17 protein-coding genes are annotated in these 23,946 nt (G+C 45.2%); 14 read left to right on the top strand and 3 right to left on the bottom strand.

Going from position 1 to position 23,946, the window contains the following annotated elements; translation table 11 throughout:
* Window positions 1-287 precede the first annotated feature (287 nt).
* The 8 genes from ACTS60_RS17840 to ACTS60_RS17805 all read left to right on the top strand — a co-directional run bounded on the left by ACTS60_RS17840 (window position 288) and on the right by ACTS60_RS17805 (window position 11,517).
* On the top strand, window positions 288-950 hold the full coding sequence (locus ACTS60_RS17840; RefSeq protein WP_138942859.1) for a potassium channel family protein: 663 nt from the start codon (window positions 288-290) through the stop codon (window positions 948-950).
* Window positions 947-2,314: a TrkH family potassium uptake protein gene (locus ACTS60_RS17835; protein WP_440889341.1), complete on the top strand. Its 1,368-nt coding sequence runs from the start codon at window positions 947-949 to the stop codon at window positions 2,312-2,314. The genes ACTS60_RS17840 and ACTS60_RS17835 overlap by 4 nt, the downstream gene beginning before the upstream one ends.
* A 235-nt stretch (window positions 2,315-2,549) precedes the next feature.
* Window positions 2,550-5,525 (top strand): M6 family metalloprotease domain-containing protein, encoded by a 2,976-nt coding sequence (locus tag ACTS60_RS17830; protein ID WP_440889340.1) that lies wholly within the window; start codon window positions 2,550-2,552, stop codon window positions 5,523-5,525.
* A 168-nt stretch (window positions 5,526-5,693) separates the two neighbouring features.
* The gene (locus ACTS60_RS17825; RefSeq protein WP_440889339.1) at window positions 5,694-6,509 is read left to right on the top strand and encodes a sugar transporter; all 816 of its coding nucleotides are present in this window, start codon (window positions 5,694-5,696) and stop codon (window positions 6,507-6,509) included.
* A 209-nt stretch (window positions 6,510-6,718) separates the two neighbouring features.
* Window positions 6,719-8,188 (top strand): protein adenylyltransferase SelO, encoded by a 1,470-nt coding sequence (locus ACTS60_RS17820; RefSeq protein WP_440889338.1) that lies wholly within the window; start codon window positions 6,719-6,721, stop codon window positions 8,186-8,188.
* Window positions 8,189-8,403: 215 nt separating this feature from the next.
* Entirely contained in the window at window positions 8,404-9,402 is a 999-nt protein-coding gene (locus tag ACTS60_RS17815; protein WP_010446971.1) for a DctP family TRAP transporter solute-binding subunit, read from the top strand.
* 75 nt (window positions 9,403-9,477) lie between these two features.
* Window positions 9,478-10,152: a TRAP transporter small permease gene (locus tag ACTS60_RS17810; protein ID WP_010446973.1), complete on the top strand. Its 675-nt coding sequence runs from the start codon at window positions 9,478-9,480 to the stop codon at window positions 10,150-10,152.
* 3 nt (window positions 10,153-10,155) lie between these two features.
* Window positions 10,156-11,517: a TRAP transporter large permease gene (locus ACTS60_RS17805; RefSeq protein ID WP_045392838.1), complete on the top strand. Its 1,362-nt coding sequence runs from the start codon at window positions 10,156-10,158 to the stop codon at window positions 11,515-11,517.
* 27 nt (window positions 11,518-11,544) lie between these two features.
* On the opposite strand, the gene ACTS60_RS17800 is transcribed toward ACTS60_RS17805, so the two are convergent.
* From ACTS60_RS17800 to ACTS60_RS17790, 3 genes are all read right to left on the bottom strand, one after another.
* Entirely contained in the window at window positions 11,545-11,727 is a 183-nt protein-coding gene (locus ACTS60_RS17800) for a hypothetical protein (protein WP_081641268.1), read from the bottom strand.
* 67 nt (window positions 11,728-11,794) lie between these two features.
* Window positions 11,795-13,144 (bottom strand): sigma-54-dependent transcriptional regulator, encoded by a 1,350-nt coding sequence (locus tag ACTS60_RS17795; protein ID WP_440889337.1) that lies wholly within the window; start codon window positions 13,142-13,144, stop codon window positions 11,795-11,797.
* Window positions 13,145-13,148: 4 nt separating this feature from the next.
* Window positions 13,149-14,954, bottom strand: coding sequence for a sensor histidine kinase (locus ACTS60_RS17790; RefSeq protein WP_440889336.1), 1,806 nt, complete (start codon window positions 14,952-14,954; stop codon window positions 13,149-13,151).
* Window positions 14,955-15,479: 525 nt separating this feature from the next.
* Between ACTS60_RS17790 and tig the strand changes: the two genes are divergently transcribed.
* The 6 genes from tig (at window position 15,480) to ppiD (ending at window position 23,886) form a co-directional block, all read left to right on the top strand.
* On the top strand, window positions 15,480-16,784 hold the full coding sequence (gene tig, locus ACTS60_RS17785) for a trigger factor (RefSeq protein ID WP_440889335.1): 1,305 nt from the start codon (window positions 15,480-15,482) through the stop codon (window positions 16,782-16,784).
* A 105-nt stretch (window positions 16,785-16,889) separates the two neighbouring features.
* Window positions 16,890-17,516, top strand: a complete 627-nt coding sequence (gene clpP, locus ACTS60_RS17780) for an ATP-dependent Clp endopeptidase proteolytic subunit ClpP (protein WP_005430931.1) — start codon at window positions 16,890-16,892, stop codon at window positions 17,514-17,516.
* 71 nt (window positions 17,517-17,587) lie between these two features.
* Window positions 17,588-18,868, top strand: a complete 1,281-nt coding sequence (gene clpX, locus ACTS60_RS17775) for an ATP-dependent protease ATP-binding subunit ClpX (RefSeq protein ID WP_010447003.1) — start codon at window positions 17,588-17,590, stop codon at window positions 18,866-18,868.
* A gap of 130 nt (window positions 18,869-18,998) precedes the next feature.
* Entirely contained in the window at window positions 18,999-21,350 is a 2,352-nt protein-coding gene (lon, locus tag ACTS60_RS17770) for an endopeptidase La (RefSeq protein ID WP_440889334.1), read from the top strand.
* 192 nt (window positions 21,351-21,542) lie between these two features.
* A complete protein-coding gene (locus ACTS60_RS17765; protein ID WP_010447007.1) occupies window positions 21,543-21,815 on the top strand; it encodes an HU family DNA-binding protein in 273 nt (90 codons plus the stop codon).
* Window positions 21,816-22,026: 211 nt separating this feature from the next.
* The gene (gene ppiD, locus ACTS60_RS17760) at window positions 22,027-23,886 is read left to right on the top strand and encodes a peptidylprolyl isomerase (protein ID WP_440889333.1); all 1,860 of its coding nucleotides are present in this window, start codon (window positions 22,027-22,029) and stop codon (window positions 23,884-23,886) included.
* Window positions 23,887-23,946: the final 60 nt, after the last annotated feature.

The following is a 23,946-nucleotide window of genomic DNA, read 5'->3' as shown; positions in this document are numbered from 1 at the left end:
TTTACTTTTTTCTTTCCCTCTTGCCTTTTTTGTTCAACTCGGTCTAAGTTTTCTTTCTCTATTTTATGGCGTAAATCATGAGCAGGTAAAACGTGAGCTCTGTAGGTATTCTTTTGATTTAATTGCGAATAGTCAGGAAAATACCGCTAACCTGTCTTAGGCTATACCAAGGTTACGTGCGAAGGTTTGAGTTAAGGTTTTGTCAATTTTTTGTCGTCTTGTTTGCAGATGGTGAGGAATAGGCGCAAACTTTCGCGCCTGCTATTTAACGCATAAACGAGGCACGAATGAAAACGGGTGATAAGCAATTTGCTGTAATTGGTCTAGGTCGTTTTGGCTTAGCCGTTTGTAAAGAACTGCAAGATTCCGGTTCACAAGTTTTGGCGGTAGACATTAACGAAGACCGAGTGAAAGAAGCGGCGGGATTTGTTAGCCAAGCTATTGTGGCGAACTGTACTCACGAAGAGACTGTCGCAGAGCTGAAGCTCGATGATTATGACATGGTCATGATTGCCATTGGTGCTGATGTTAATGCCAGTATTCTTGCAACGTTGATCGCTAAAGAAGCGGGTGTCAAATCGGTTTGGGTAAAAGCGAACGATCGCTTTCAAGCTCGAGTGCTACAAAAAATCGGAGCAGACCATATCATCATGCCAGAACGTGATATGGGTATTCGTGTTGCACGTAAGATGCTCGATAAACGCGTACTAGAATTCCACCCACTAGGCAGCGGCCTAGCGATGACTGAGTTTGTGATTGGCTCGCGCTGGATGGGTAAAACGCTGGGTGAACTTGCTTTGTGTAAAGTGGAAGGCGTACAAGTGCTTGGCTTTAAACGAGGCCCTGAGATTACCAAAGCGCCAGATCTGAATACTACACTAGAAATCGGTGATCTAATTATTGTTGTTGGTCCTCAAGACAAACTAGCGAGCAAGTTGAAATCACTATGACGCAATTTCATCAGAGAGGCGTTTTCTACGTCCCAGATGGCAAACGAGATAAAGCGAAAGGTGGTGAACCTCGCATTATATTGCTGAGCTTTCTCGGTGTGCTATTGCCTTCTGCTATTTTGCTTACATTACCCGTATTTTCTGTTACAGGGCTTTCGATTACTGACGCGTTATTTACGGCAACTTCTGCCATCAGCGTGACTGGCCTTGGTGTGGTCGATACAGGTCAACATTTCACATTGGCAGGTAAAGTTCTGTTGATGTTGTTAATGCAAATTGGTGGCTTAGGTCAGATGACACTCTCTGCCGTTTTGCTGTACATGTTTGGGGTACGTTTGAGTTTACGCCAACAAGCATTAGCGAAAGATGCATTGGGCCAAGACCGCCAAGTGAATTTGCGTAAATTGGTGAAGAAAATCGTTATCTTTGCGCTGATTGCAGAGACGATTGGTTTTATTTTCCTTTCGTTTCGTTGGGTTCCTGAAATGGGTTGGCAAACGGGCATGTTCTATGCGCTATTTCACTCTATCTCCGCATTTAATAACGCCGGTTTTGCGCTGTTCTCCGATAGCATGATGAGTTTTGTAAACGATCCTGTAGTGATCTTTACACTGGCGGGCTTATTCATCTTTGGTGGTTTAGGATTTACGGTAATCGGCGATCTTTGGCTGCATTGGCGTCGTGGTTTTCACTTTTTGCATTTGCACACCAAAATCATGTTGATAGCAACCCCTGTATTGCTTGCAGTGGGAACGCTCTTTTTCTGGCTGTTGGAAAGACACAATCCTAACACAATGGAATCTTTACCTATGGCAGGTCAGTGGTTGGCTGCATTTTTCCAGTCGGCCAGCGCACGTACGGCGGGTTTTAACAGCGTTGATTTGGCACAGTTCACTCAACCTGCATTGCTTGTGATGATTGTATTGATGTTGATTGGTGCGGGTTCAACCTCAACTGGTGGTGGTATCAAGGTATCCACTTTTGCCGTAGCGTTTATGGCGACATGGGCTTTTCTGCGTCAGAAAAAGCATGTGGTGATCTTTAAGCGTACTGTGAATTGGCAGACGGTGACCAAGTCGCTGGCGATTATTGTTGTGAGTGGCGCAATCTTAACTACAGCAATGTTCTTATTGATGATTACGGAAAAGGCAGCATTCGATAAGGTAATGTTCGAGACTATTTCGGCATTTGCGACAGTTGGCTTGACGGCTGGCTTGACGGCAGATCTGTCTGAACCAGGTAAGTACATCATGATAGTGGTGATGATCATTGGTCGTATTGGTCCGTTGACGCTGGCCTATATGCTAGCTCGCCCAGAGCCTACGCTAGTTAAGTACCCAGAAGACAATGTACTGACGGGTTAGGTTGAGAGAGCCAGTAGCGTACTGTGAACAAGCGAGAGAATGTCACCATGATGTCTCTCGCTTTCTTATAGCGAACGTGGAGTGACGCTCAAAAAATAGCCAATGTATTTGAAAGGTATTTAACTTTATAAATAATTGGTTACTATTCATTTGATTAGTCGATGCATGAGTGGTTTTTTATATTTATGCATGAGGATCGCGTGCCCAAGCGCGAAACGTCAGATGGAGTAGTACTTTGAAAATTAAAACGATAGCCCTATCCGTATTCAGCATGTTAACCGCCTCGACGGTACTAGCGACAACGCCACCTGCGCCAATTTGGCATACCGTGCAGTTAGACGATGGCAGCGAGAGTGAGGTCATCTTAAGAGGTTCAGCCGATTTTCACTGGTATGAGGACAAGCAGGGTAATGCACTTGTTAAGCAAGACAAAGATTGGTTTTTTGCCAAGATTACCCAAGATGGAAACATCCCTAAACTAGAATCGACGGGCGTTAAGAAGCTTTCCAACCAAGCCGCACCAAGTGTTTCACTAGAACGACCAGATCTGCTCTACAAAGCACCGCTTGAATCGATGCAAGCGATATCTCCGAAAGCTCGGCATAACCTTCTGAAGCAAACTTCTGGTATCCAAGCCATGAGTGCTTCATCTAATTTTGAGCAGCCGCTTTTGGTCGTGCAAGTTTCTTTTACTGACCAAAAAATGGATCATGACTTTCATTCCCTTGTGTTTGGGCAGTCAGGTCAGAGTGTTGTGGACTTCTACCAAAAAAACTCTGACGGCAAGTATCATGTAATACCTGCTAGGGAAAACGGAGGTACAGCTAATGACGGCATTATCAATGTTTCGGTTAATCAAAAGCAGCCAGATTGTCATACAAGTACCGACTTTAATTGCTCTACGAAACTAGACTCTGTTATTGCCGAGGCCTACCAAAAGCTTGACCCGTATGTTGACTTTGCAGCGTATGACCGTAATGGAGATGGTCAGCTTGACCCTGATGAACTCTCAGTTATGTTTGTGTTCGCTGGTGGTGACCGTTCGACGGGTTATTTTGGGCGTCCATCGATTTGGCCACACAAAGGTAGCCACAGCACGGTGAAGGTGGATGGCAAAAATATCATGGAATATTGTGTCTTTGGTGATTACCAAACCACACATCAATCGACCATGGGGGTGATTGTTCATGAACTCGGCCACTTAATGCTTGGTCTGCCAGACCTTTACTCATATCACCATGATGGTTCTATTGGCATGTGGGGAGTGATGGCTGGTGGCTCTTGGGGAAGAAAGCCAGGCGATAACTACGCTGGCGAGACGCCGGTCAACATGAGTGCTTGGAGTAAGCATGCTGCTGGTTTTACTAATCCATCGGTTTCTTTAGACGCGAATACTAATATTGTGGTGCCAAATGGTGAATCAAGTGTGGTTTATCTGGATTCATACCTAAAAGAAATGGGGCCTCGTTTATACGTAGAGAACCGCACGCTGACAGATTATGACAGAGCGCTTGAAGGAGAAGGTGTTCTCGTTACCTCTGTGAACATTCGCAATGCCTTTAATGATGTTGGCGAAATGCAAGTTCAGATCATGCAGGCGGATGGTTTAAAAGAGCTTGAGCAAGGCTCCTTCGCTGACGAGAACGATTTATACCCACAAGGTAACACTTCAATTGGTGATAACACTAATCCTAGCTTGAGCGCAATTGCTGGCTTTGATACCAATGTTTCTGTTACTGGAATCACAAGTACATCGTCTTCTGCTAGCTTCGTGATGAGTCGTCCTGACGAGCCAAACAAATTCGCTTGGTTGAACAACCTTAACCGTGGCTACATCTTCGCGACTCAAGACAATGCGATCGCACTTAAAATGAACTTGGCTAATCCAACTGAGTTAGATGGCCTTCAACTGTTTGCAGTACCTACGAGTAAAGGTGGCGCCGTCAGTTACAAAGTTTGGCGCTACAGTTCAGTTAACGAAGTGTTTTCTACCATGACGTTTGATGACGCAAACGCGGAGTTACTCCAACAAGGCAGCGTGCAGCCTCCTAATCGAGTGCTGTTCTCTCAGCCTACTAAGTTAGCTGCGGGTGAACATGTTCTATTGGTTGAGATAGAAGGTGGCACTTATGAAGGCAGTATGAATTTCGGTGCGCTTCACTCAGATATTCTGCAAAGCGAGCGACCGTTGTGGGTTGGTAAAAGTGCAGATAAGTCGACTGAAGGTTTAATCAATACCGCCTTTTCGACAATTCCATTTGTGGCTCTGATGGATTTAGATGTTGCTAGTGTAGTGACGGCAAAACCTGATGCATTTGAAACGGCAAAAAACACTGACTATTCGCTGTCTTTGATGGCCAACGACGACATTGCTCAAGGGTACTTATTTAATGTCGTTATTGCTGAGCATCCAACTCATGGCAGTGTTCAAGGTGATGTTTACTCGCCGAAGAAGAACTTTGTAGGTGAAGACCGCTTCAAATATCGTCTTGTATCTTCAGATGGCAGCATCACCTCAAACACCGTAGAGGTAGTGGTGACAGTAACGGGAGACAATGATGAACCATTAGCGGATGCGAGCGCAGATACAGGGGATCTAGAAAACAGCGGAAAGGTAACGCTCTCTGCTGCGGGTAGCTCTGACCCAGATGGTGACGATCTGGAATATTTGTGGGAGCAAATTGATGGCCTAGCGACAACCATTGAAAATGCTAATACCGCAGAAGCCAGCTTTGCGATCCCACAGGGCAGTAAACAAGGTGATGTATTGACATTCCAACTGACCGTTACCGATCCGAGCGGCTTAACATCGACATCTCAAGTGAGTGTCGAGGTGCAAAATGCGTCACCAGAAGCGAACACAGATAGCGTAACAGTGACTGCTGGTGAGGATGTTGTCATTGATGTTCTTGCAAATGACACTGACGCTGATGGTCATGATTTGACAATTCAATCAGTGACCATAACGAGTGGTGGAGGCAGCGCAGTAATTGAAAATGGGAAAATCCGTTACTCAGCGCCATCAGGTACAGGGCAATCTGTAACGTTAACTTACAGCATTATGGATGAAAAAGGCTCTACAGCCACAGCGGTTGTGAATATTAATGTGCTTTCTCAATCGTCAGGGGTTTCGTTTGGTGATTCTGGTGGTAGCACTTCATTCTGGGCGCTGGTACTCCTAGGGCTGCTAGGTTGGCGTCGCTGCTCTTAATGCTTGATTATCTATTTTTAAAGCCACTTAAATGAGTGGCTTTTTTGTTCAACCCAAGCTACTACCAACTCTCTCTGCATCGCGAGAGGGGACTCCTGAATTTTAGTACGCCTTGTATTTTTGAGGCGTAGTCTATGGTTAGATACTTATAAAAGTAAGGATATTTTTATGTCTGATAATCAGTTTTCGATATCGGCTATTTGCCAAGAAGCAATCGTCATGGTTAGAGCAAACTTGCTCACCATTATTATCGCTTGTATTCCTTTGATAGTGGTTCACACCATTTTTATTACCCAATATCAAGAAGCTTTAGTCCAAGGCTCTCAAGAGCCTGACTTTTCCAGCTTTGGTGTCGGTTTTTTTATTACGACCTTTCTTTTGTATCCATTGGTTGCAGCGATGGCAGCGGTTCGCATTCACCGCATTTACCTTGCTCGTGAATATATGCGTTCTGCTCTTGATGTGATGCGCTTATCCATGCGTGAGCTGCGCTTTATCGGCTGGTGGATTTTATTTGCTTTAGCAATGGGGTTGATCATCGCGCTACCAATATTCTTAGTGACGTTTTTTATCATTGTAGACGGTGGAGAAATCAGCTCTTTGGCATTGGAGGTGATCACTTTGGTCTTAAGTGTTCCGGGGTATTGGGTTCTGTCTCGTTGGTCATTGGTGTTGCCTGCCACTGCACTGGATCGAGAGTCGCGCAGTTTAGGTGATGCTTGGCGACAAAGCCGTCCATTCAACAAGCAGATTTTTGTGTTGATGGGCTTAATTCCATTGCTGGCTGGGACACTGAGTCAGTTGGTGTTTGCTGAGTTCTCTCATCTGTTGGCAATGATTGTGTCGGGCGTAATTTTTGGTTTGTTTGGCGCTTATCAAATTGCGCTACTGTCATTGAGCTATCGAACTATCGTAGACATCGAGCGATCCCGCTTCAAAGAAGTACCTGCCCCTCAGCAGGATAGTGACGAGTTTCCAGCCTAACCTGTAAGCAAAGAGTTCCACTGCAGGTGAGTTGCAGTGGAGCGCTTTCTTCCGAATACCATTTTTGCAGTGCCGGAATTTCTTAGTGCGCTGTCACTTCTAGACTCCTTGCTTTAGTGTTGACAAATACCCATGCACAATTCATGGCTGAAGGAGACCACGTTCACGGCGTATACTCTTTAATAGGAAGTCTTCGTTAAGGAACTGCAATGTCCATTTGGGAAGGGGTGAATTTCACTCATCGATTCAGTGCGCTACCGTCAGCATTTTTCACCCATGTTGCCCCACAACCGCTAGACAACACACGTTGGGTAGTTTGGAATGGTGAGTTCGCGCAGCATTTTGGTTTACCAGTTGCTGCAAATGATGAGGTGTTGAATGTGTTTGCTGGGCAAGCGGACTTTGCTCCATTTGCTCCTTTGGCAATGAAATACGCGGGCCATCAGTTTGGGGTGTACAACCCAGATCTGGGTGATGGTCGCGGTTTGCTGCTGGCAGAAATGCAGCACCAAGATGGCACTTGGTTTGATATTCACCTCAAAGGGGCAGGACTGACGCCGTATTCACGAATGGGTGATGGCCGTGCGGTGTTGCGCTCGACGGCGCGCGAATATCTGTGTAGCGAAGCGATGGCAGGGCTAGGGATTCCTACCACCAGAGCGCTAGGTATGATGGACAGTGACACACCAGTTTATCGCGAGAAGATGGAATATGGTGCACTGCTGATCCGTGTCGCAGAAACGCACATCCGCTTTGGCCACTTTGAGCACTTTTTCTATACCAATCAACTCGCTGAGCAAAAGCTGCTCGCTGACAAAGTGATTGAGTGGCATTTCCCTGAGTGCTCCCAAGCGGAAAAGCCATACGCATCCATGTTTGAGTCTGTTGTGGAGAAAACTGCAGAGATGATTGCGTACTGGCAAGCATATGGTTTTGCCCATGGCGTAATGAATACCGATAACATGTCGATACTTGGGCAAACCTTTGATTACGGGCCATTTGGCTTCCTCGACGACTACGATCCAAATTACATCTGTAATCATTCGGACTACCAAGGTCGTTATGCCTTTGAGCAGCAACCTCGCATCGCGCTTTGGAACCTTTCTGCCTTGGCGCACTCCTTGTCGCCTCTTGTGGCGCGAGAAGATCTCGAAATGGCGCTTGGCAAATTTGAAGTGCGCCTTAGTCGAAAGTTCAGTGAGTTGATGCGTGCTAAGCTCGGCCTTCATACCAAAGTTGACGAAGATGGCCGCTTGTTTGAAGCCATGTTTGAGCTGTTGAATCAAAACAAAGCTGACTACACTCGCTTCTTCCGTGAGTTGTCTAACCTCGACGTTAAATCGCCTCAAGTTGTGATTGATTTGTTTATTGATCGAGAAGCGGCAAGTTCATGGGTAGACTTATATCTCGCTCGTTGTGAGTTAGAAGTGGACGAGCGCGGTGAGCGTGTCACCGTGCAGCAACGCTGTGAGCGCATGCGCCAAGTGAATCCGAAGTACATCTTACGTAATTACCTTGCTCAACTTGCCATTGATAAGGCAGAGGAGGGGGATTTCAGTGAAGTCAATCGACTGGCTGAACTGCTCAAGCGTCCTTATGATGAACAGCCTGAGTTCGATGATTATGCCAAGCTGCCTCCAGAGTGGGGCAAGAAGATGGAAATCAGCTGTTCCTCTTAAATGTGTCATTTTCCACCCATCTCGTTCATTCGTATGGGTGGATTTGACCCTTTATCTTTTTAAATTATCCTTCTTTTAATCTTAAGTTGTTGACTAATAGGTAATAATTAACTTGGTCTGCAACTTGCTCCTTGTAGAACATCCGTACCCATCACCCTCTACCCATTTAGGTACTCATGGAAAGGATGGGATGTGATTCAACAAGGAGAATAATAATGTTTAAGCCTCTAACCCTACTGTCTGTCTCTGCTCTGGCAATCACTAGCTTTAATGCTGCTGCAAACTGTGACCCTGGTGAAACTGTGATTAAGTTTAGCCACGTAACCAACACGGACAAACACCCGAAAGGTATTGCTGCTTCGTTACTGGAAAAGCGCGTTAATGAAGAAATGAACGGTAAAGTCTGCATGCAGGTTTTCCCTAACTCGACGCTTTACGATGACAATAAAGTACTGGAAGCGCTGCTTAACGGTGATGTTCAACTCGCTGCTCCTTCTCTTTCAAAGTTTGAGAAATTCACCAAGAAGTACCGCATTTTCGACCTTCCATTCCTATTTGAAGACGTTGCAGCTGTTGACCGTTTTCAAAACTCAGAATCTGGCGAGAAGCTGAAGAACGCAATGAAGCGACGTGGCTTGCAAGGCCTGGCGTTCTGGCACAACGGTATGAAGCAGATGTCCGCCAACAAGCCATTAATGTTGCCAAGCGATGCCGAAGGGCTGAAGTTCCGCGTGCAAGCATCGGACGTTTTGGTCGCCCAGTTCGAACAGCTTGGCGCAAACCCACAAAAAATGTCGTTTAAAGAAGTGTATGGCGGTTTACAAACCAAAGTCATCGATGGTCAGGAAAACACGTGGTCAAACATCTACGGTAAGAAGTTCTTCGAAGTACAAGACGGTATTACTGAGACCAATCACGGCATTCTGGATTACCTCGTAGTGACGTCGAATGACTTCTGGAAAAATCTACCTGATGACCAGCGTGAACAGCTAAATACCATCATTCAAGAGGTCTCCGCTCAGCGTAACGCAGAGTCAACCAAAGTGAACCTTGCTAACAAGAGCAACATTATTGAAGCAGGTGGTGTGGTTCGCTCTCTGAGTGCAGAACAGCGCCAAGAGTGGGTAACGGCGCTTCAGCCTGTGTGGAAGAAGTTTGAGAAAGACATTGGTTCTGACTTAATCGATGCTGCGCTAGCTTCTAACCAGCAATAACAACATTAGACCGGCCCTCTTACGTTCCAACATATGGAGAGGGCCTCTTTTTCCGAATAATAACGTGATGTAATTATGGAACAGACATTTTTTGCCAAGGCCGGGCGAATCACCGATGCCATAGAAGAGACGTTGATAGCGTTCTTTCTTGGTGCTATGACCCTGCTGACGTTTGCCAACGTGATCTTTCGCTACGTCTTTAATGACAATATTCTTTGGGCTCTAGAATTAACGGTATTCATGTTTGCATGGATGGTTTTGGTCGGGGCGTCTTATGGTGTGAAGAAGCACTTTCATATTGGTGTCGATGTGATTATCAATATGGTCTCAGAGCCAAAACGTAAAATCTTTGCACTTCTTGCCTCTGCTTGCTGTTTGGCGTTTTCTATTTTGCTTTTGATCGGCTCTTGGAACTACTGGTATCCATTTGTCACTGAGCGCGCTTGGTATGAAACTGATGATATTCCTATGCCTGAAGTGTTTCAGTTTTTAGCTGAATGGCTCAATGAAGGCGAACGCTACGAGAAGCTACCACGATTTATTCCTTACTTTGCTTTGCCACTTGGGATGGCGTTACTCACTTTCCGTTTTGTACAAATTACTTGGCAAATTGCGACTGGGAAGCTGGATCGTTTGATTGCTGGTCATGAAGCAGAAGAAGAGCTAGAAGCTCTGAAAGAAGAGTTGAGCGAAGCCGCCGATGCGATTCCAAGTGGTTCAACGTCATCATCAGATCGTAAGGAGCAATAAATCATGGATATTCTGTTTTTATTCTTGATGGTTATTGGCTTCATGTTGATCGGTGTGCCAATTGCTGTCTCGCTGGGTCTTTCCAGTATTCTATTTCTATTAATGCATTCAGACGCGTCTTTAGCATCCGTTGCACAAACTTTATTTAATGCGTTTGCTGGCCACTACACTTTGTTAGCGATTCCTTTCTTTATCTTGGCCTCAAGCTTTATGTCTACTGGTGGTGTTGCTAAACGCATCATTCGCTTTGCGATTGCCATTGTGGGTTGGTTCCGTGGTGGCTTAGCCATGGCGTCGGTAGTGGCGTGTATGATGTTTGCCGCGCTATCAGGTTCGTCTCCAGCTACCGTGGTCGCGATTGGTAGTATCGTTATCGCGGGTATGATCAAAAATGGTTACTCAAAAGAGTTTGCTGCGGGCGTAATTTGTAATGCCGGAACGTTGGGTATTTTGATTCCACCTTCGATCGTAATGGTAGTGTATGCCGCAGCAACGGATGTGTCGGTAGGACGAATGTTCCTTGGTGGTGTGATTCCGGGCTTGCTTGCTGGTGTCATGTTAATGATTGCCATCTACATTGCCGCGAGGATTAAGAATCTACCTAAGCAACCATTTGTGGGATGGAAAGAAACGTTTGATGCAGCCAAAGATGCGAGCTGGGGCTTGTTGCTGGTGGTGATCATTCTTGGTGGTATCTATGGCGGTATTTTCACACCAACAGAGGCTGCGGCGGTTGCGGCAGTGTACTCATTCTTTATCGCGAACTTTATCTACAAAGACATGGGACCATTTGCTGATAAACAAAATACCAAACCAGCGATAGTAAAAGTGATTCAAACCTTTGTACATAAAGACACTAAGCATACCCTCTATGAAGCGGGTAAGCTGACAATCATGCTATTGTTTATCATCGCCAATGCCTTAATTTTAAAGCACGTACTTACTGAAGAACGCATTCCGCAGATGATTACCGAATCCATGCTGTCAGCGGGTCTCGGACCAATCACTTTCTTGATCGTAGTAAACGTTCTGCTGCTGATTGGTGGTCAGTTCATGGAACCATCAGGCTTGCTCATCATCGTTGCGCCTTTGGTATTCCCGATTGCAATCGCACTCGGTATCGATCCTATTCACTTGGGCATCATGATGGTGGTCAATATGGAGATAGGTATGATAACCCCACCAGTTGGGCTCAACTTGTTTGTGACTGCTGGGGTCGCGAAAATGTCTATGATGAATGTAGTGAAAGCTGCTTTACCGTGGGTGGCCGTGATGTTCTTGTTCCTCATAATCGTTACTTATGTGCCATGGGTATCGACGTGGTTACCAACAACACTAATGGGGCCAGAGATTATTACTAAGTAAATGGAAAACTACAGATGAGGAGGTGAACTAAACCTCTTCATCTATTGATTTGTGGATCGATGAGCGAGGATCTGGGTTGACTCTTCGTTCATATCCATTCCACTTCTTATTACTTTTACGGCGTTCTTCTCCTGAACGCCTCTCCTCTTGATAGTGGCCATCAATTATGACGGTGTCACTGATGAACGGTACTCTGATTTTTTCACTCATACTCAAAGAAACCATGATTGCTTGTTCGTCTAAAAAGTATGGTTCAATTTAGGTGACTGAAGAAAGCTCAACTGCCATTTTCTTTATATATGTCTTTATCTATCTGATAACGTTGCATCTTGTCGTACAGAGTTTTTCGAGGCACATTCAATTGTTCCATGGTTTGCTTAATGCTACCGCTATTTTCCAGCAATGCGTTCTCTATTGCGGCCTTCTCGAACTCAGCAACTTGCTCAGATAGGCTTGAAATGGTTGGGGGGGCGGATGGTGCTTCGCTTAATTGAGAGAGTTTGCCTAGCAAAACAAATCGTTCTGCCGCATTACGTAATTCACGCACATTGCCCGGCCAGTCGTGTGCGATCAACTGGGCCAAATCTTGGGGAGATAGACTGGGTGAGGTTTTTCCGTAACGTGATGCGGCGACCAATAAGAAGTGGTGGAACAGAGCAGGGATGTCTTCTTTACGTTCCCGCATTGGCGGCAAATCGAGGGTGACAACATTAAGGCGATAATAGAGGTCTTGTCTAAATGTACCTTCTTCGGCAGCCTGCTTTAAGTCGACCTTCGTCGCAGCAATAACCCGAATGTCCAGTGGCAGAAGCTCGTTAGAACCAACACGTTCAATCACTCTTTCTTGAAGCACTCGGAGTAAACGTATTTGTGCCTGAATTGGCATCGATTCAATTTCATCTAAAAATAGAGTTCCGCCCTGAGCAAACTCAAACTTACCGATACGGCGACTTTCTGCTCCTGTGAAGGCACCTTTTTCATGACCGTACAACTCGCTCTCAATCAGGTTTTCAGGCACCGCACCGCAGTTTACCGCGACGAAGTTATGATTGCGGCGGGAGCTCTGTTCATGCAGAGAGCGGGCGATCAATTCTTTACCTGTTCCTGTTTCACCAAACAACAAGATGTCTGCATTCGTATCAGCGATGTGGCTAATGGTTTCGCGTAGCATTTGAATACTTGGTGTTTCCCCGATGATTCTTGGTCCAAGCGTTTTACTGGCTTTGAGTGATTGGCGTAACTTACGGTTTTCATTGGTTAGTTGACGTTTTTCAATGGCGCGTTTAACGGTTTCAAGCAAATGCTCAGGTGCGAAAGGTTTTTCAATAAAGTCATAAGCACCTTGATGGAGGGCTTGAACGGCCATAGAAATATCACCATGGCCAGTGATCATGATGACAGGCAAATCCTCATCGCGTTGACTAAGTGTGGTCAACAAATCCATACCAGAAATGCCTGGCAAACAGATATCTGTGATTACAACACCTGCCTTTTCCCCTTGTTGCATGGCAATTAGGGCTGATTCAGCGTCAGGAAAGAAGCTCGCATTGATTTCGGCTAGTTCAAAAGTTTGCTCGATCGCAAGTCTGATGTCTGCTTCGTCATCAATAAAAAACACCTGGCACATGGTCTCATCCTTCTGAAAGTTGGGCGTTGGTTGATGGCATAGGTAGGCAAAGAGAGAATCGAGCACCACCTTGTTCTCTATTCTGTGCACTTAACTTGCCGTTCATGCTGGCTAAAATTTGCTGTGAGATCGAAAGCCCTAAACCTAAGCCATTCTGTTTGGTGGTTAAGAATGGTTCACACAGTTCTGAAAGTGTGAACTCACCGAGTCCAGCGCCATTATCGTCAACATGAATCCATACAAGCCGGGACTCATCGTCTCGCTCTACAGATAGTACAACCTGCTTGTCTTCTTTTTCTTTAAGGGCCTCCAACGCATTAGTCAGTAAGTTCACCAGCACTTGTTCGAGCTGAATGGGATTAATCTGCACTTCAACATCTTGTTCTATCAAATTTGTTTCTAACGTTACGCGAGCCGATTTGAATGCAGGTTTCATTAACTCTTTGACTGAGGCCACAACAGGTAAAAGGTGAACACGAATCAGTTCATTACCACTGGTTTTCTTCGCGAAGGAGCGTAATTGTTGACTAATGTTGGCCATTCTGTCGGTGAGTGCAGAAATGCGTGTCAGGTTGTCTTCAACGCGATCAAATTTCTCTTTTTGTAGAAAGAGTTTACCGTTCTCAGCAAAGCTACGAATTGCCGCGAGAGGGTTGTTTAGTTCATGGCTAATGCTTGCTGACATTTGCCCTAATACTGCCAGTTTAGCGGCCTGTATTAGCTCATCTTGTGTGAGGCGTAATACTTGCTCTGTTTCTGCTCGTTGGGCAATTTCGGCTTGAAGCTCAGCGGTTCGTGCCATGACTTGAAACTCCAGCTTTTGATTGGCCTCTTGCTGCACTCGTTCTAGTTGGATGTGGCGTTGTTGGCGGTGGTAGATTAGCTGTCCGATGAGGAACAAGATCGTAAAGGACAGCGTGAGCACGAGCAGATAGCTCATTGTGGTCCATAACACGGAATGACGCGGAGAAATCACTCGGATTGTTAGCCCCAACTGAGGCAGTGGCATAGAAGAAATAACCAGAGTTCCTTTATTGTACGGATAACCCTGTTTTGCTTCTGTATGTTGCTCTTCTAAGTTACCGACTAAATCAAGGCTAACGATTTCGGTATCTAAATACTGTTTGCTTGCCCAAACTTGCGCTTTCTGTAATTCACTGAGCGGTTTTAGACTTTTAAATAACCAATCCGCGCGGCTACTCATAAAAATAATCCCGGCAGGATCACTTGCAACAAATACGCTGGTCGCTTGTTGCCAAATGTCTTCTATCTTACTTAGATCCATTTTTACCACCACTACGCCAATAACACCGCCTGCATAGACAATGGGATAGGAGTAGTAATAACCCCGCTTACCAGAGGTTGAACCAAGTGCATAATACTGACTATTGCTGCCGACGATGGCTTGTTTGAAATAAGGACGAAAGGCAAAATTACGGCCGACGAATGATCGCGGTTTGCGCCAGTTACTCGCGGCAATGGTGGTGCCATACTGGTCAATTAAATAGGTATCAGCGGCTTCGATAACCTCATTTACGGATTCAAGGTATCGATTAGTGATTTCAAGCTGAGCGCTATTGTTTGGGGTGAGCAGTGCGTCAATCAGGGGGGCGTCTTTTGCTAATAAATGAGGGATATGAGCGTATTTATCGAGCTTGTTCTGAATATGACTAGAAAAGCGTTCAAGTTGTGATTGGTGTTCGTCCAGTAAGCCTTGATAACTTTGTTGCCAAACCCATCTGCCGCCAAGTAGTGCACAGAAGAAATACGAGATGAAAAAAAACAGCAAAATGCGGCGACGCTGTGACATCCTTTCACGCTCCCAATTCTTCATAAGTCCATGTAAAGAAATGTTAATGGTTTGTTTGAACGAATGGCGAAATAGTTTCCAACTCTGTGGAGTAAAACAAGAGCAAGATCTCTTTTTAGGCTTTTCAATAAAAAAACCAGTCGATTCTCTTGAAAAAGTCGCTATTGTCCCCATTCTAGATATGGCTAGCGAATATAGGCGTTAGATTAGAGCCCGATTGAGTGAAAATGAGGTCGGCTTTTGAGAATTTAGCACAGACAATGCGCAGATAGTGGCGATTGGCTCGACAGGGTTACAACAGATCGCTAGAATGTCGCGTCTAAAATTCTGTCCTGAGGCTAATAGGAGATACCTTTAGCAGGTTTGTTGAAGATATCACTGATTAGTCCGGCACTGAAATTCAGTGTCGATACTCGATTTTAAATTAAGTGTTCGGATAGAGCACTACACAAGGATGAAGCGTTAACTCCAGAGAGTTCGCTCATACGCTCGGAAACACCGAGCCACTTTAGAGGTTTATATATAATGCAAGTTACTGTTGAAACGCTAGAAGGCCTAGAGCGCCGTCTTAACATTACTGTTCCAGCTGCAAACATCGAAGACGCTGTTACAGCTGAACTACGCAACATCGCTAAAAACCGTCGTTTCGATGGTTTCCGTAAGGGTAAAGTGCCTCTAAAAATGGTTGCTAAGATGTACGGCAAAGCAGTACGTCAAGACGTTCTTGGTGAAGTTATGCAACGTCACTTCATCGAAGCGATCGTAAAAGAGAAAATCAACCCAGCTGGCGCACCAACGTTCGCTCCAGTTGAAAACAACGAAGGCGCAGACCTAGTATTCACTGCAACTTTCGAAGTTTACCCAGAAGTTGAGCTAAAAGGCCTAGAAAGCATCACAGTTGAAAAACCAACAACTGAAGTTAACGATGCAGACGTAGAAGAGATGATCGAAACTCTACGTAAGCAACAAGCTACTTGGGCTGAAGTTGAAGAAGCTGCAGAAGCTGGTAAGCGTGTAAGCATCGACTTCGTTGGCTCTATCGACGGTGAAGAGTTTGAAGGCGGTAAAGCTGAAAACTTCCCGCTAGAAATGGGCGCAGGTCGCATGATCCCAGGTTTCGAAGACGGTATCGAAGGTAAAACTAAAGGTATGGAATTCGAAATCGACGTAAACTTCCCAGAAGATTACCACGCTGAAAACCTAAAAGGTAAAGCAGCTAAGTTCGCTATCAAAGTGAACAAAGTTGAAGCTCGTGAACTACCAGAACTAAACGACGAGTTCGTTTCTAAGTTCGGTGTTGCTGAAGGTGGCGTTGAAGCACTTAAAGCTGAAGTTCGTAAGAACATGGAGCGTGAACTTAAGCAAGCTATTAAGACTCGCATCAAAGAGCAAGCTATCGACGGTCTAGTTGCACAAAACGACATCGACGTACCAGCGGCACTTATCGAACAAGAAATCCACGTTCTACGTCAACAAGCTGCACAACGCTTCGGTGGTAACCCAGAAGCAGCTGCACAGCTTCCACGTGAACTGTTCGAAGAGCAAGCTAAACGTCGCGTAGTTGTAGGTCTTCTACTAGGTGAAGTAATCAAGTCTGAAGAACTAAAAGCTGACGACGAGAAAGTTAAAGCGCTAATCGAAGAAATGGCTACAGCATACGAAGATCCATCAGAAGTTGTTGCTTACTACGAGAAAAACGAACAAATGATGAACAACATGCGTAACGTTGCTCTAGAAGAGCAAGCTATCGACGCGATCATCGCTAAAGCACAGGTTACTGAGAAAGAAGTAAGCTTCAACGAGCTACTTAACCAACAACCTGCTGCTTAATAAGCAATATCTTGCGTAGAAGGTTGACTTAACGTCGACTATTCTGCTAACAATGGTCCGTGTGATACTCATCATCCGGGCCATTTATTTTAGGGACATAAGAATATGAGCTACCAAGAAAAAAATGCAATGTCGCCAATTATTGACGCGCTAGTGCCAATGGTGGTTGAACAAACTTCCCGCGGCGAACGTTCTTACGACATCTACTCACGCCTATTGAAAGAGCGTGTGATTTTTCTAACAGGTCAAGTGGAAGACCACATGGCAAACCTTGTCGTGGCTCAACTACTTTTCCTAGAATCTGAAAATCCAGATAAAGACATTTTCCTATACATCAACTCTCCAGGCGGCAGCGTAACTGCAGGTATGTCTATTTACGACACCATGCAGTTTATCAAACCAAATGTAAGTACAGTATGTATGGGTCAAGCTTGCTCAATGGGTGCTTTCCTGCTTGCAGGTGGTGCGCCAGGTAAGCGTTACGTTCTGCCTAATTCACGAGTGATGATCCACCAACCATTAGGTGGCTTCCAAGGTCAGGCTTCTGATATTCAAATTCATGCTCAGGAAATCCTGACCATCAAGCAGAAGCTAAACAATCTATTAGCAGAACATACTGGCCAGCCTCTTGAGGTGATTGAACGCGATACCGATCGTGACAACTTCATGTCGGCAGATCAGGCAGTAGAATACGGTATTGTGGATGCAGTGTTGAGCCACCGCGGCGAGTAATTTAGCCAGCGCATTTTGGCTAAATTTGATATACACTCATTCATAAAGAGTAAAGGCTAAGAGGTTAGCGAATGACAGATAAAAGCAAAGAAAGTGGCAGCGGCAAATTGCTGTACTGCTCTTTCTGTGGCAAAAGTCAGCACGAAGTTCGCAAGCTAATCGCAGGTCCGTCAGTTTACATTTGCGACGAGTGTGTCGACTTATGTAACGATATCATTCGCGAAGAAATCAAAGATGTTCTCCCTAAGAAAGAGTCTGAAGCGTTACCAACGCCAAAACAGATCCGTGAACACCTTGATGACTATGTGATCGGACAAGATTACGCGAAAAAAGTGCTCGCAGTTGCGGTATATAACCACTACAAGCGTTTACGCAATGGTGATACAACGAGTGAAGGTGTGGAGCTTGGTAAGAGTAACATCCTTCTAATTGGTCCAACGGGTAGTGGTAAGACACTGCTTGCTGAGACGCTAGCTCGTTTCCTGGATGTGCCATTTACAATGGCTGACGCGACTACACTAACCGAAGCGGGTTACGTAGGTGAAGACGTTGAAAACATCATCCAGAAGCTTCTGCAAAAATGTGATTACGATGTAGCTAAGGCTGAACGCGGCATTGTATACATTGACGAAATTGACAAGATTTCTCGTAAAGCTGAAAACCCATCAATTACGCGTGACGTATCTGGTGAGGGTGTGCAGCAGGCGCTACTAAAACTTATCGAAGGTACGGTTGCATCAGTTCCACCACAAGGTGGTCGTAAGCATCCGCAGCAAGAATTCCTACAAGTGGACACGTCTAAGATCCTGTTCATCTGTGGTGGTGCGTTTGCTGGCCTAGATAAGGTGATTGAACAGCGTGTAGCGACAGGCACAGGTATTGGTTTTGGCGCAGAAGTGCGTTCTAAAAACGAAACCAAAACGGTCGGTGAACTATTTATGCAGGTAGAACCTGAAGATCTAGTGAAATATGGCCTGATCCCTGAGTTTATTGGTCGCCTACCGGTAACGACAACACTGACAGAGCTTGATGAAGAAGCGTTAATTCAGATCCTATGTGAACCGAAGAACGCCTTGACCAAGCAATACGCAGCATTGTTTGAACTAGAAGACGCAGAACTTGAGTTCCGTGAAGACGCGCTACGTGCTATCGCTAAGAAAGCAATGGAGCGTAAAACAGGTGCTCGTGGTCTACGTTCAATTCTAGAAGGCGTTCTGCTAGAAACCATGTATGAACTGCCATCAGCGACGGACGTTAGTAAAGTCGTGATTGATGAATCCGTCATCAACGGTGAATCAGAACCACTGCTTATTTACAGCAACGCCGACAATCAGGCCGCTGGAGCAGAATAAAATCAGCCATGAATAAAAAGGAGGTAAGTAATTACCTCCTTTTTTTATTTCTCTTATTGAATCCAAACAATTAGCCCCCATATACTGCCTTAAGTAATACGTTAAACGTGAAAGCGGAAGAGAGAATTATATGAACTTGGAACGTTCCGAGCGTATCGAGATCCCGGTATTACCTCTACGTGACGTAGTGGTCTACCCACACATGGTTATCCCTTTGTTTGTTGGTCGTGAGAAATCAATTAGCTGTCTAGAAACAGCGATGGAAACCAACAAACAAGTGCTGCTTGTGGCGCAAAAGCAAGCGGACACAGATGAGCCATCCGTTGATGACCTTTTTGAGGTCGGTACAGTTGCGACGATTCTTCAACTTCTAAAACTGCCTGATGGCACCGTAAAAGTGCTAGTTGAAGGCCAACAGCGTGCCAAAATCAACCATTTTAAAGAAAGCGACTTCTTCTTGGCTGAAGCTGAGTTTATCGTTACTCCAGAATTGGATGAGCGTGAACAAGAAGTCATTGTTCGTAGTGCGATCAACCAGTTTGAAGGTTTCATCAAGCTAAACAAGAAGATTCCACCAGAAGTACTGACTTCACTAAGCGGTATCGATGAAGCGGCGCGCCTAGCAGACACCATTGCAGCGCATATGCCTCTTAAGTTGGTGGACAAACAGCAAGTTCTTGAAATTGTTGATATCACGGAGCGTCTAGAGTTCTTGATGGGCCAAATGGAATCTGAAATCGATCTACTACAGGTTGAAAAGCGAATCCGTGGTCGTGTTAAGAAGCAAATGGAAAAATCTCAGCGCGAGTACTACCTGAATGAGCAAATGAAAGCGATTCAGAAAGAACTTGGTGAGATGGAAGATGCGCCTGACGAATTCGAAACACTGAAGCAAAAGATTGAAGAATCGAAAATGCCTCAGGACGCGCGTGAAAAGACAGAACAAGAGCTGCAAAAGCTTAAGATGATGTCTCCAATGTCTGCAGAAGCGACAGTGGTACGTAGCTACATCGACTGGATGGTCAGCGTTCCTTGGAACAAGCGTTCTAAAGTGAAGAAGAACCTAGCGAAAGCAGAAGAGATTCTAAACGAAGACCACTACGGTCTAGAGCGTGTGAAAGAACGTATTCTTGAATACTTAGCGGTACAAAACCGTATCAACAAGTTGAAAGGTCCAATCCTTTGCCTTGTTGGTCCTCCTGGTGTTGGTAAAACATCGTTGGGTCGTTCAATCGCTGCAGCGACAGGCCGTAAGTACACACGTATGGCTCTGGGTGGCGTGCGTGATGAAGCGGAGATCCGCGGTCACCGTCGTACTTACATTGGCTCATTGCCAGGTAAGTTGATTCAGAAGATGTCGAAAGTTGGCGTGAAAAACCCACTATTCCTTCTGGATGAAATCGACAAGATGTCTTCAGATATGCGTGGTGACCCGTCGTCGGCACTGCTAGAAGTTCTAGACCCAGAACAAAACAACGCGTTTAACGATCACTATCTAGAAGTGGATTACGATTTGTCTGACGTAATGTTCGTGGCAACATCGAACTCGATGGATATTCCGGGGCCGCTACTAGACCGTATGGAAGTGATTCGCCTGTCTGGTTACACAGAAGACGAGAAGCTAAATATCGCAAAACGTCACCTTGTTGATAAGCAAGTGAAGCGTAATGGTCTGAAGCCAAACGAAATTACTATCGAAGATTCAGCGATCATCGGCATTATTCGTTACTACACGCGTGAAGCGGGTGTGCGTAGCCTAGAGCGTGAGATTTCTAAGATCTGTCGTAAAGCAGTGAAGAATATCCTGCTTGATAGCAGCTTGAAATCTGTGACGGTTACGATGGATAACCTAAAAGAGTACCTAGGTGTTCAACGCCATGATTTCGGCAAAGCGGATGACAGCAACCGTATCGGTCAAGTAACTGGTCTTGCTTGGACTCAAGTTGGCGGTGATCTTCTAACGATCGAGACGGAAGCGATGCCTGGTAAAGGTAAGCTGACGCAAACCGGTTCTCTTGGCGACGTAATGAAAGAGTCGATCCAAGCGGCGATGACGGTCGTACGTTCTCGTGCTGAAAAGCTGGGTATCAACTCAGACTTCTACGAGAAACGTGATATCCATGTACACGTACCAGAAGGTGCAACACCAAAAGATGGCCCAAGCGCGGGTATCGCAATGTGTACTGCGCTAGTTTCTAGCTTGACAGGTAACCCTGTAAAAGCAGAAGTGGGTATGACAGGTGAAATCACACTACGTGGTGAAGTTCTACCTATCGGCGGCCTAAAAGAGAAGTTACTTGCGGCACACCGTGGTGGCATCAAAACGGTACTGATTCCGAAAGACAACGAGCGTGATTTGGAAGAGATTCCAGAAAATGTTATCGCGGATCTGAAGGTTATCCCAGTACAGTGGATCGACGAAGTTCTGAAAGTTGCACTAGAGCGAGACCCTGCTGGGGTTGAGTTTGAAGCTAAAAAATAGTGATGTGCAGCAAAAATAAGTAAAACTTTACGCTGATAGGCCCAAAAAGGCTTGTCAGCGTTTTTTTTTGGCACTAAGTTAAGTTCGACAGCTGTCAGCCCTTTAGGAATAAGGCCTGAAGCTACTTTATTTTTATATGGAACGAAAAGTCATCACAAAAATAATCACAGATGACACAAAGGGGAAATCACAGTGAATAAAACTCAATTAGTAGAAAAAATCGCAGAAAATGCAGACATCTCTAAAGCGTCAGCTGGTCGTGCTCTAGACGCATTCATCGAAGCTGTTGGCGGCACACTGCAATCAGGTGACCAAGTAGCTTTAGTTGGCTTCGGTACTTTTAGTGTTCGTACTCGTGCTGCTCGCACAGGCCGTAACCCTAAGACTGGTGAAGAGATCCAAATCGCAGAAGCAAAAGTACCTTCATTCAAAGCTGGTAAAGCTCTAAAAGACGCTTGTAATTAATATCTGCGATCTTATCTCGGCTTCTGAGTCTTAGCATTTTGCGTAACTTTTGTTCAAAATGCTTATTTTGAACAAAAATTTACAAAGTCTCCGCCGAACTTTTTGAAATTATGCGCATCCTACTGATGCGCATTTCTTTTTCTGATATTATCGCGTCATTACATTTTTCTATTGGAAGCGTTTGGCTTCAATTGTGGAGAGCAGTTAAATTATGATGGATCGATTACGCGAAGGCGTTAACAGCATCGCGGTCAAAATTATCCTTGGATTGATCATCCTGTCTTTCGTATTCGCAGGGGTAGGGAGCTATCTAACAAGTGGTGGCAACAACGCGGCAGCTAAAGTAGGCAACACTGAAATCAGCCGTGGTGAGTTTGAAATGGCTTACCAAAACGAGCGTAACCGTATGCAAGCTCAGTTTGGTGATTCTTTCGCTCAAATGCTAGCTGACCCTGCTTATGTTGAGTCTTTCCGCAAATCCGTATTAGATCGTATGATCAATGACGTTTTACTGGACCAGCAAGCAGAATCACTAGGTCTTCGTATTAGCGACGCCCAAATCCGTACCATGATTCTTGAACTACCTCAGTTCCAGTCAAATGGTAAGTTTGACCAAGATGTTTACCAAGCGTCATTACGCCGCGCAGGTTACTCACCAGATTCATTTGCAGAGTACATGCGTAGCCAGCTTGTTCGTGAACAGCTGCTTAATGCACTTCAACTGAGTGAGTTTACGCTTCCGGGTGAAGTACAAGCTGAGGGTAAGCTTTTCACACAAACACGTGATATTCGTACAATTACTATTAATCTTGATGACTTCGCTAAGCACGTAGAGCTAAGTGACGAAGAGATCCAAGATTACTACAAAGCGAACCCAGATAACGTCACTCGCCCAGAGCAAGTGAAAGTCGCTTACATCGAACTATCTGCGGAAGCGCTGAAAAAGCAAATCCAAGTTTCTGACGAAGAAGTTAAGAAATACTACGATGAGCACCTAGATAAGTACTCTTCAGAAGAGCAACGTCGAGTAGCGCACATCCTTGTTGAAGGCGATGATGAAGCAAAAGCACAAGCAATTCTTGATGAGCTAAATGGCGGTGCAGACTTCGCTACACTAGCGAAAGAAAAATCGGATGATTTCGGTAGCGCAGAAGAAGGCGGTGATTTAGGTTGGATTGAACGTGATGTTATGGACCCAGCATTTGAAGAAGCAGCATTTGCGCTTAAGAATGTTGGTGATACAACTGGCTTAGTGAAGTCTGAGTTCGGTTACCACATCATCAAGCTAGAAGAGCTAAAAGATTCGGTTGCTAAACCATTTACGGAAGTGGCGGCTGAGATCAAGAAAGAAATGGTTGACCAAAAAGCAGTAGATCAGTTCTACGAGCTGCAAAACGAACTTGAAAAAGTAGCGTTTGAATACCCAGACTCACTAGACGATGCATCTAAGGCTGTTGGCCAAAAAGTGAAGACAACAGACTTCATTTCTCAAGTCGATGCTCCGGAAGTTCTTAAGAACCCTGCAGTGATGCAAGCGATTCTTAGTCCTGAGGTAAAAGAAGACGGTCTGAACTCTGAAGCAATCGAAGTTGCTCCTGAGCACATCATTGTTGTTCGAGTAGAAGATGCTCGTGATGAGACAGTCCTTCCTCTGGATCAAGTAAAAGAGCAAGTTGTTGCGGAACTGTCACGTGTTAAAGGTGAACAACAAGCATTGGCACTAGGTGATAAAGTTGTTGAGTCTCTAAAAGCGGGTGACGAAGCCGTTCTAGCAGAAAACAAACTCGCGTTTGGTGAGCAGGAATCAATCGATCGCCGTTCTCCGTTAGCAAGCACAGTATTTGCAATGGCAAAACCTACCGAAGGTAAACCTGTGTTTGGTCAATCGAAGGACTTTGCTGGTAACATCGTTATCATTGAGCTAGATGCGGTAAAAGCAGAGCTAGACAGCGCACTAGAACAGCAAGTTGCAATGCAAATGCTACGCAGCTCAGCGCAACAAGACCTTTCTTCAGTCGTGTCTGTTCTGCGCGCTAATACTGACATTGAATACTTCGTTGTGAGCAACTAGCCAAAACGAATGTAATTCGTATGTTAACTAAAACGGGCCGCTATAGCGGCCCGTTTTATT

The sequence above is a fragment of the Vibrio sp. WZ-1 genome (assembly GCF_052037695.1).
GTDB lineage: Bacteria > Pseudomonadota > Gammaproteobacteria > Enterobacterales > Vibrionaceae > Vibrio.
The sequence above is the reverse complement of the archived record's forward strand: the minus strand, read 5'-3'. Positions and strand labels throughout refer to the sequence as shown.

What these genes read in the sequence shown, in the direction of transcription:
- ACTS60_RS17840 (WP_138942859.1), top strand. Translation starts at nt 288, where the DNA reads ATGAAAACGGGTGATAAGCAATTTGCTGTAATTGGTCTAGGTCGTTTT.
- ACTS60_RS17835 (WP_440889341.1), top strand. Translation starts at nt 947, where the DNA reads ATGACGCAATTTCATCAGAGAGGCGTTTTCTACGTCCCAGATGGCAAA.
- ACTS60_RS17825 (WP_440889339.1), top strand. Translation starts at nt 5,694, where the DNA reads ATGTCTGATAATCAGTTTTCGATATCGGCTATTTGCCAAGAAGCAATC.
- ACTS60_RS17820 (WP_440889338.1), top strand. Translation starts at nt 6,719, where the DNA reads ATGTCCATTTGGGAAGGGGTGAATTTCACTCATCGATTCAGTGCGCTA.
- ACTS60_RS17815 (WP_010446971.1), top strand. Translation starts at nt 8,404, where the DNA reads ATGTTTAAGCCTCTAACCCTACTGTCTGTCTCTGCTCTGGCAATCACT.
- ACTS60_RS17810 (WP_010446973.1), top strand. Translation starts at nt 9,478, where the DNA reads ATGGAACAGACATTTTTTGCCAAGGCCGGGCGAATCACCGATGCCATA.
- ACTS60_RS17805 (WP_045392838.1), top strand. Translation starts at nt 10,156, where the DNA reads ATGGATATTCTGTTTTTATTCTTGATGGTTATTGGCTTCATGTTGATC.
- ACTS60_RS17800 (WP_081641268.1), bottom strand. Translation starts at nt 11,727, where the DNA reads ATGAGTGAAAAAATCAGAGTACCGTTCATCAGTGACACCGTCATAATT.
- ACTS60_RS17795 (WP_440889337.1), bottom strand. Translation starts at nt 13,144, where the DNA reads ATGTGCCAGGTGTTTTTTATTGATGACGAAGCAGACATCAGACTTGCG.
- ACTS60_RS17790 (WP_440889336.1), bottom strand. Translation starts at nt 14,954, where the DNA reads ATGTCACAGCGTCGCCGCATTTTGCTGTTTTTTTTCATCTCGTATTTC.
- tig (WP_440889335.1), top strand. Translation starts at nt 15,480, where the DNA reads ATGCAAGTTACTGTTGAAACGCTAGAAGGCCTAGAGCGCCGTCTTAAC.
- clpP (WP_005430931.1), top strand. Translation starts at nt 16,890, where the DNA reads ATGAGCTACCAAGAAAAAAATGCAATGTCGCCAATTATTGACGCGCTA.
- clpX (WP_010447003.1), top strand. Translation starts at nt 17,588, where the DNA reads ATGACAGATAAAAGCAAAGAAAGTGGCAGCGGCAAATTGCTGTACTGC.
- lon (WP_440889334.1), top strand. Translation starts at nt 18,999, where the DNA reads ATGAACTTGGAACGTTCCGAGCGTATCGAGATCCCGGTATTACCTCTA.
- ppiD (WP_440889333.1), top strand. Translation starts at nt 22,027, where the DNA reads ATGATGGATCGATTACGCGAAGGCGTTAACAGCATCGCGGTCAAAATT.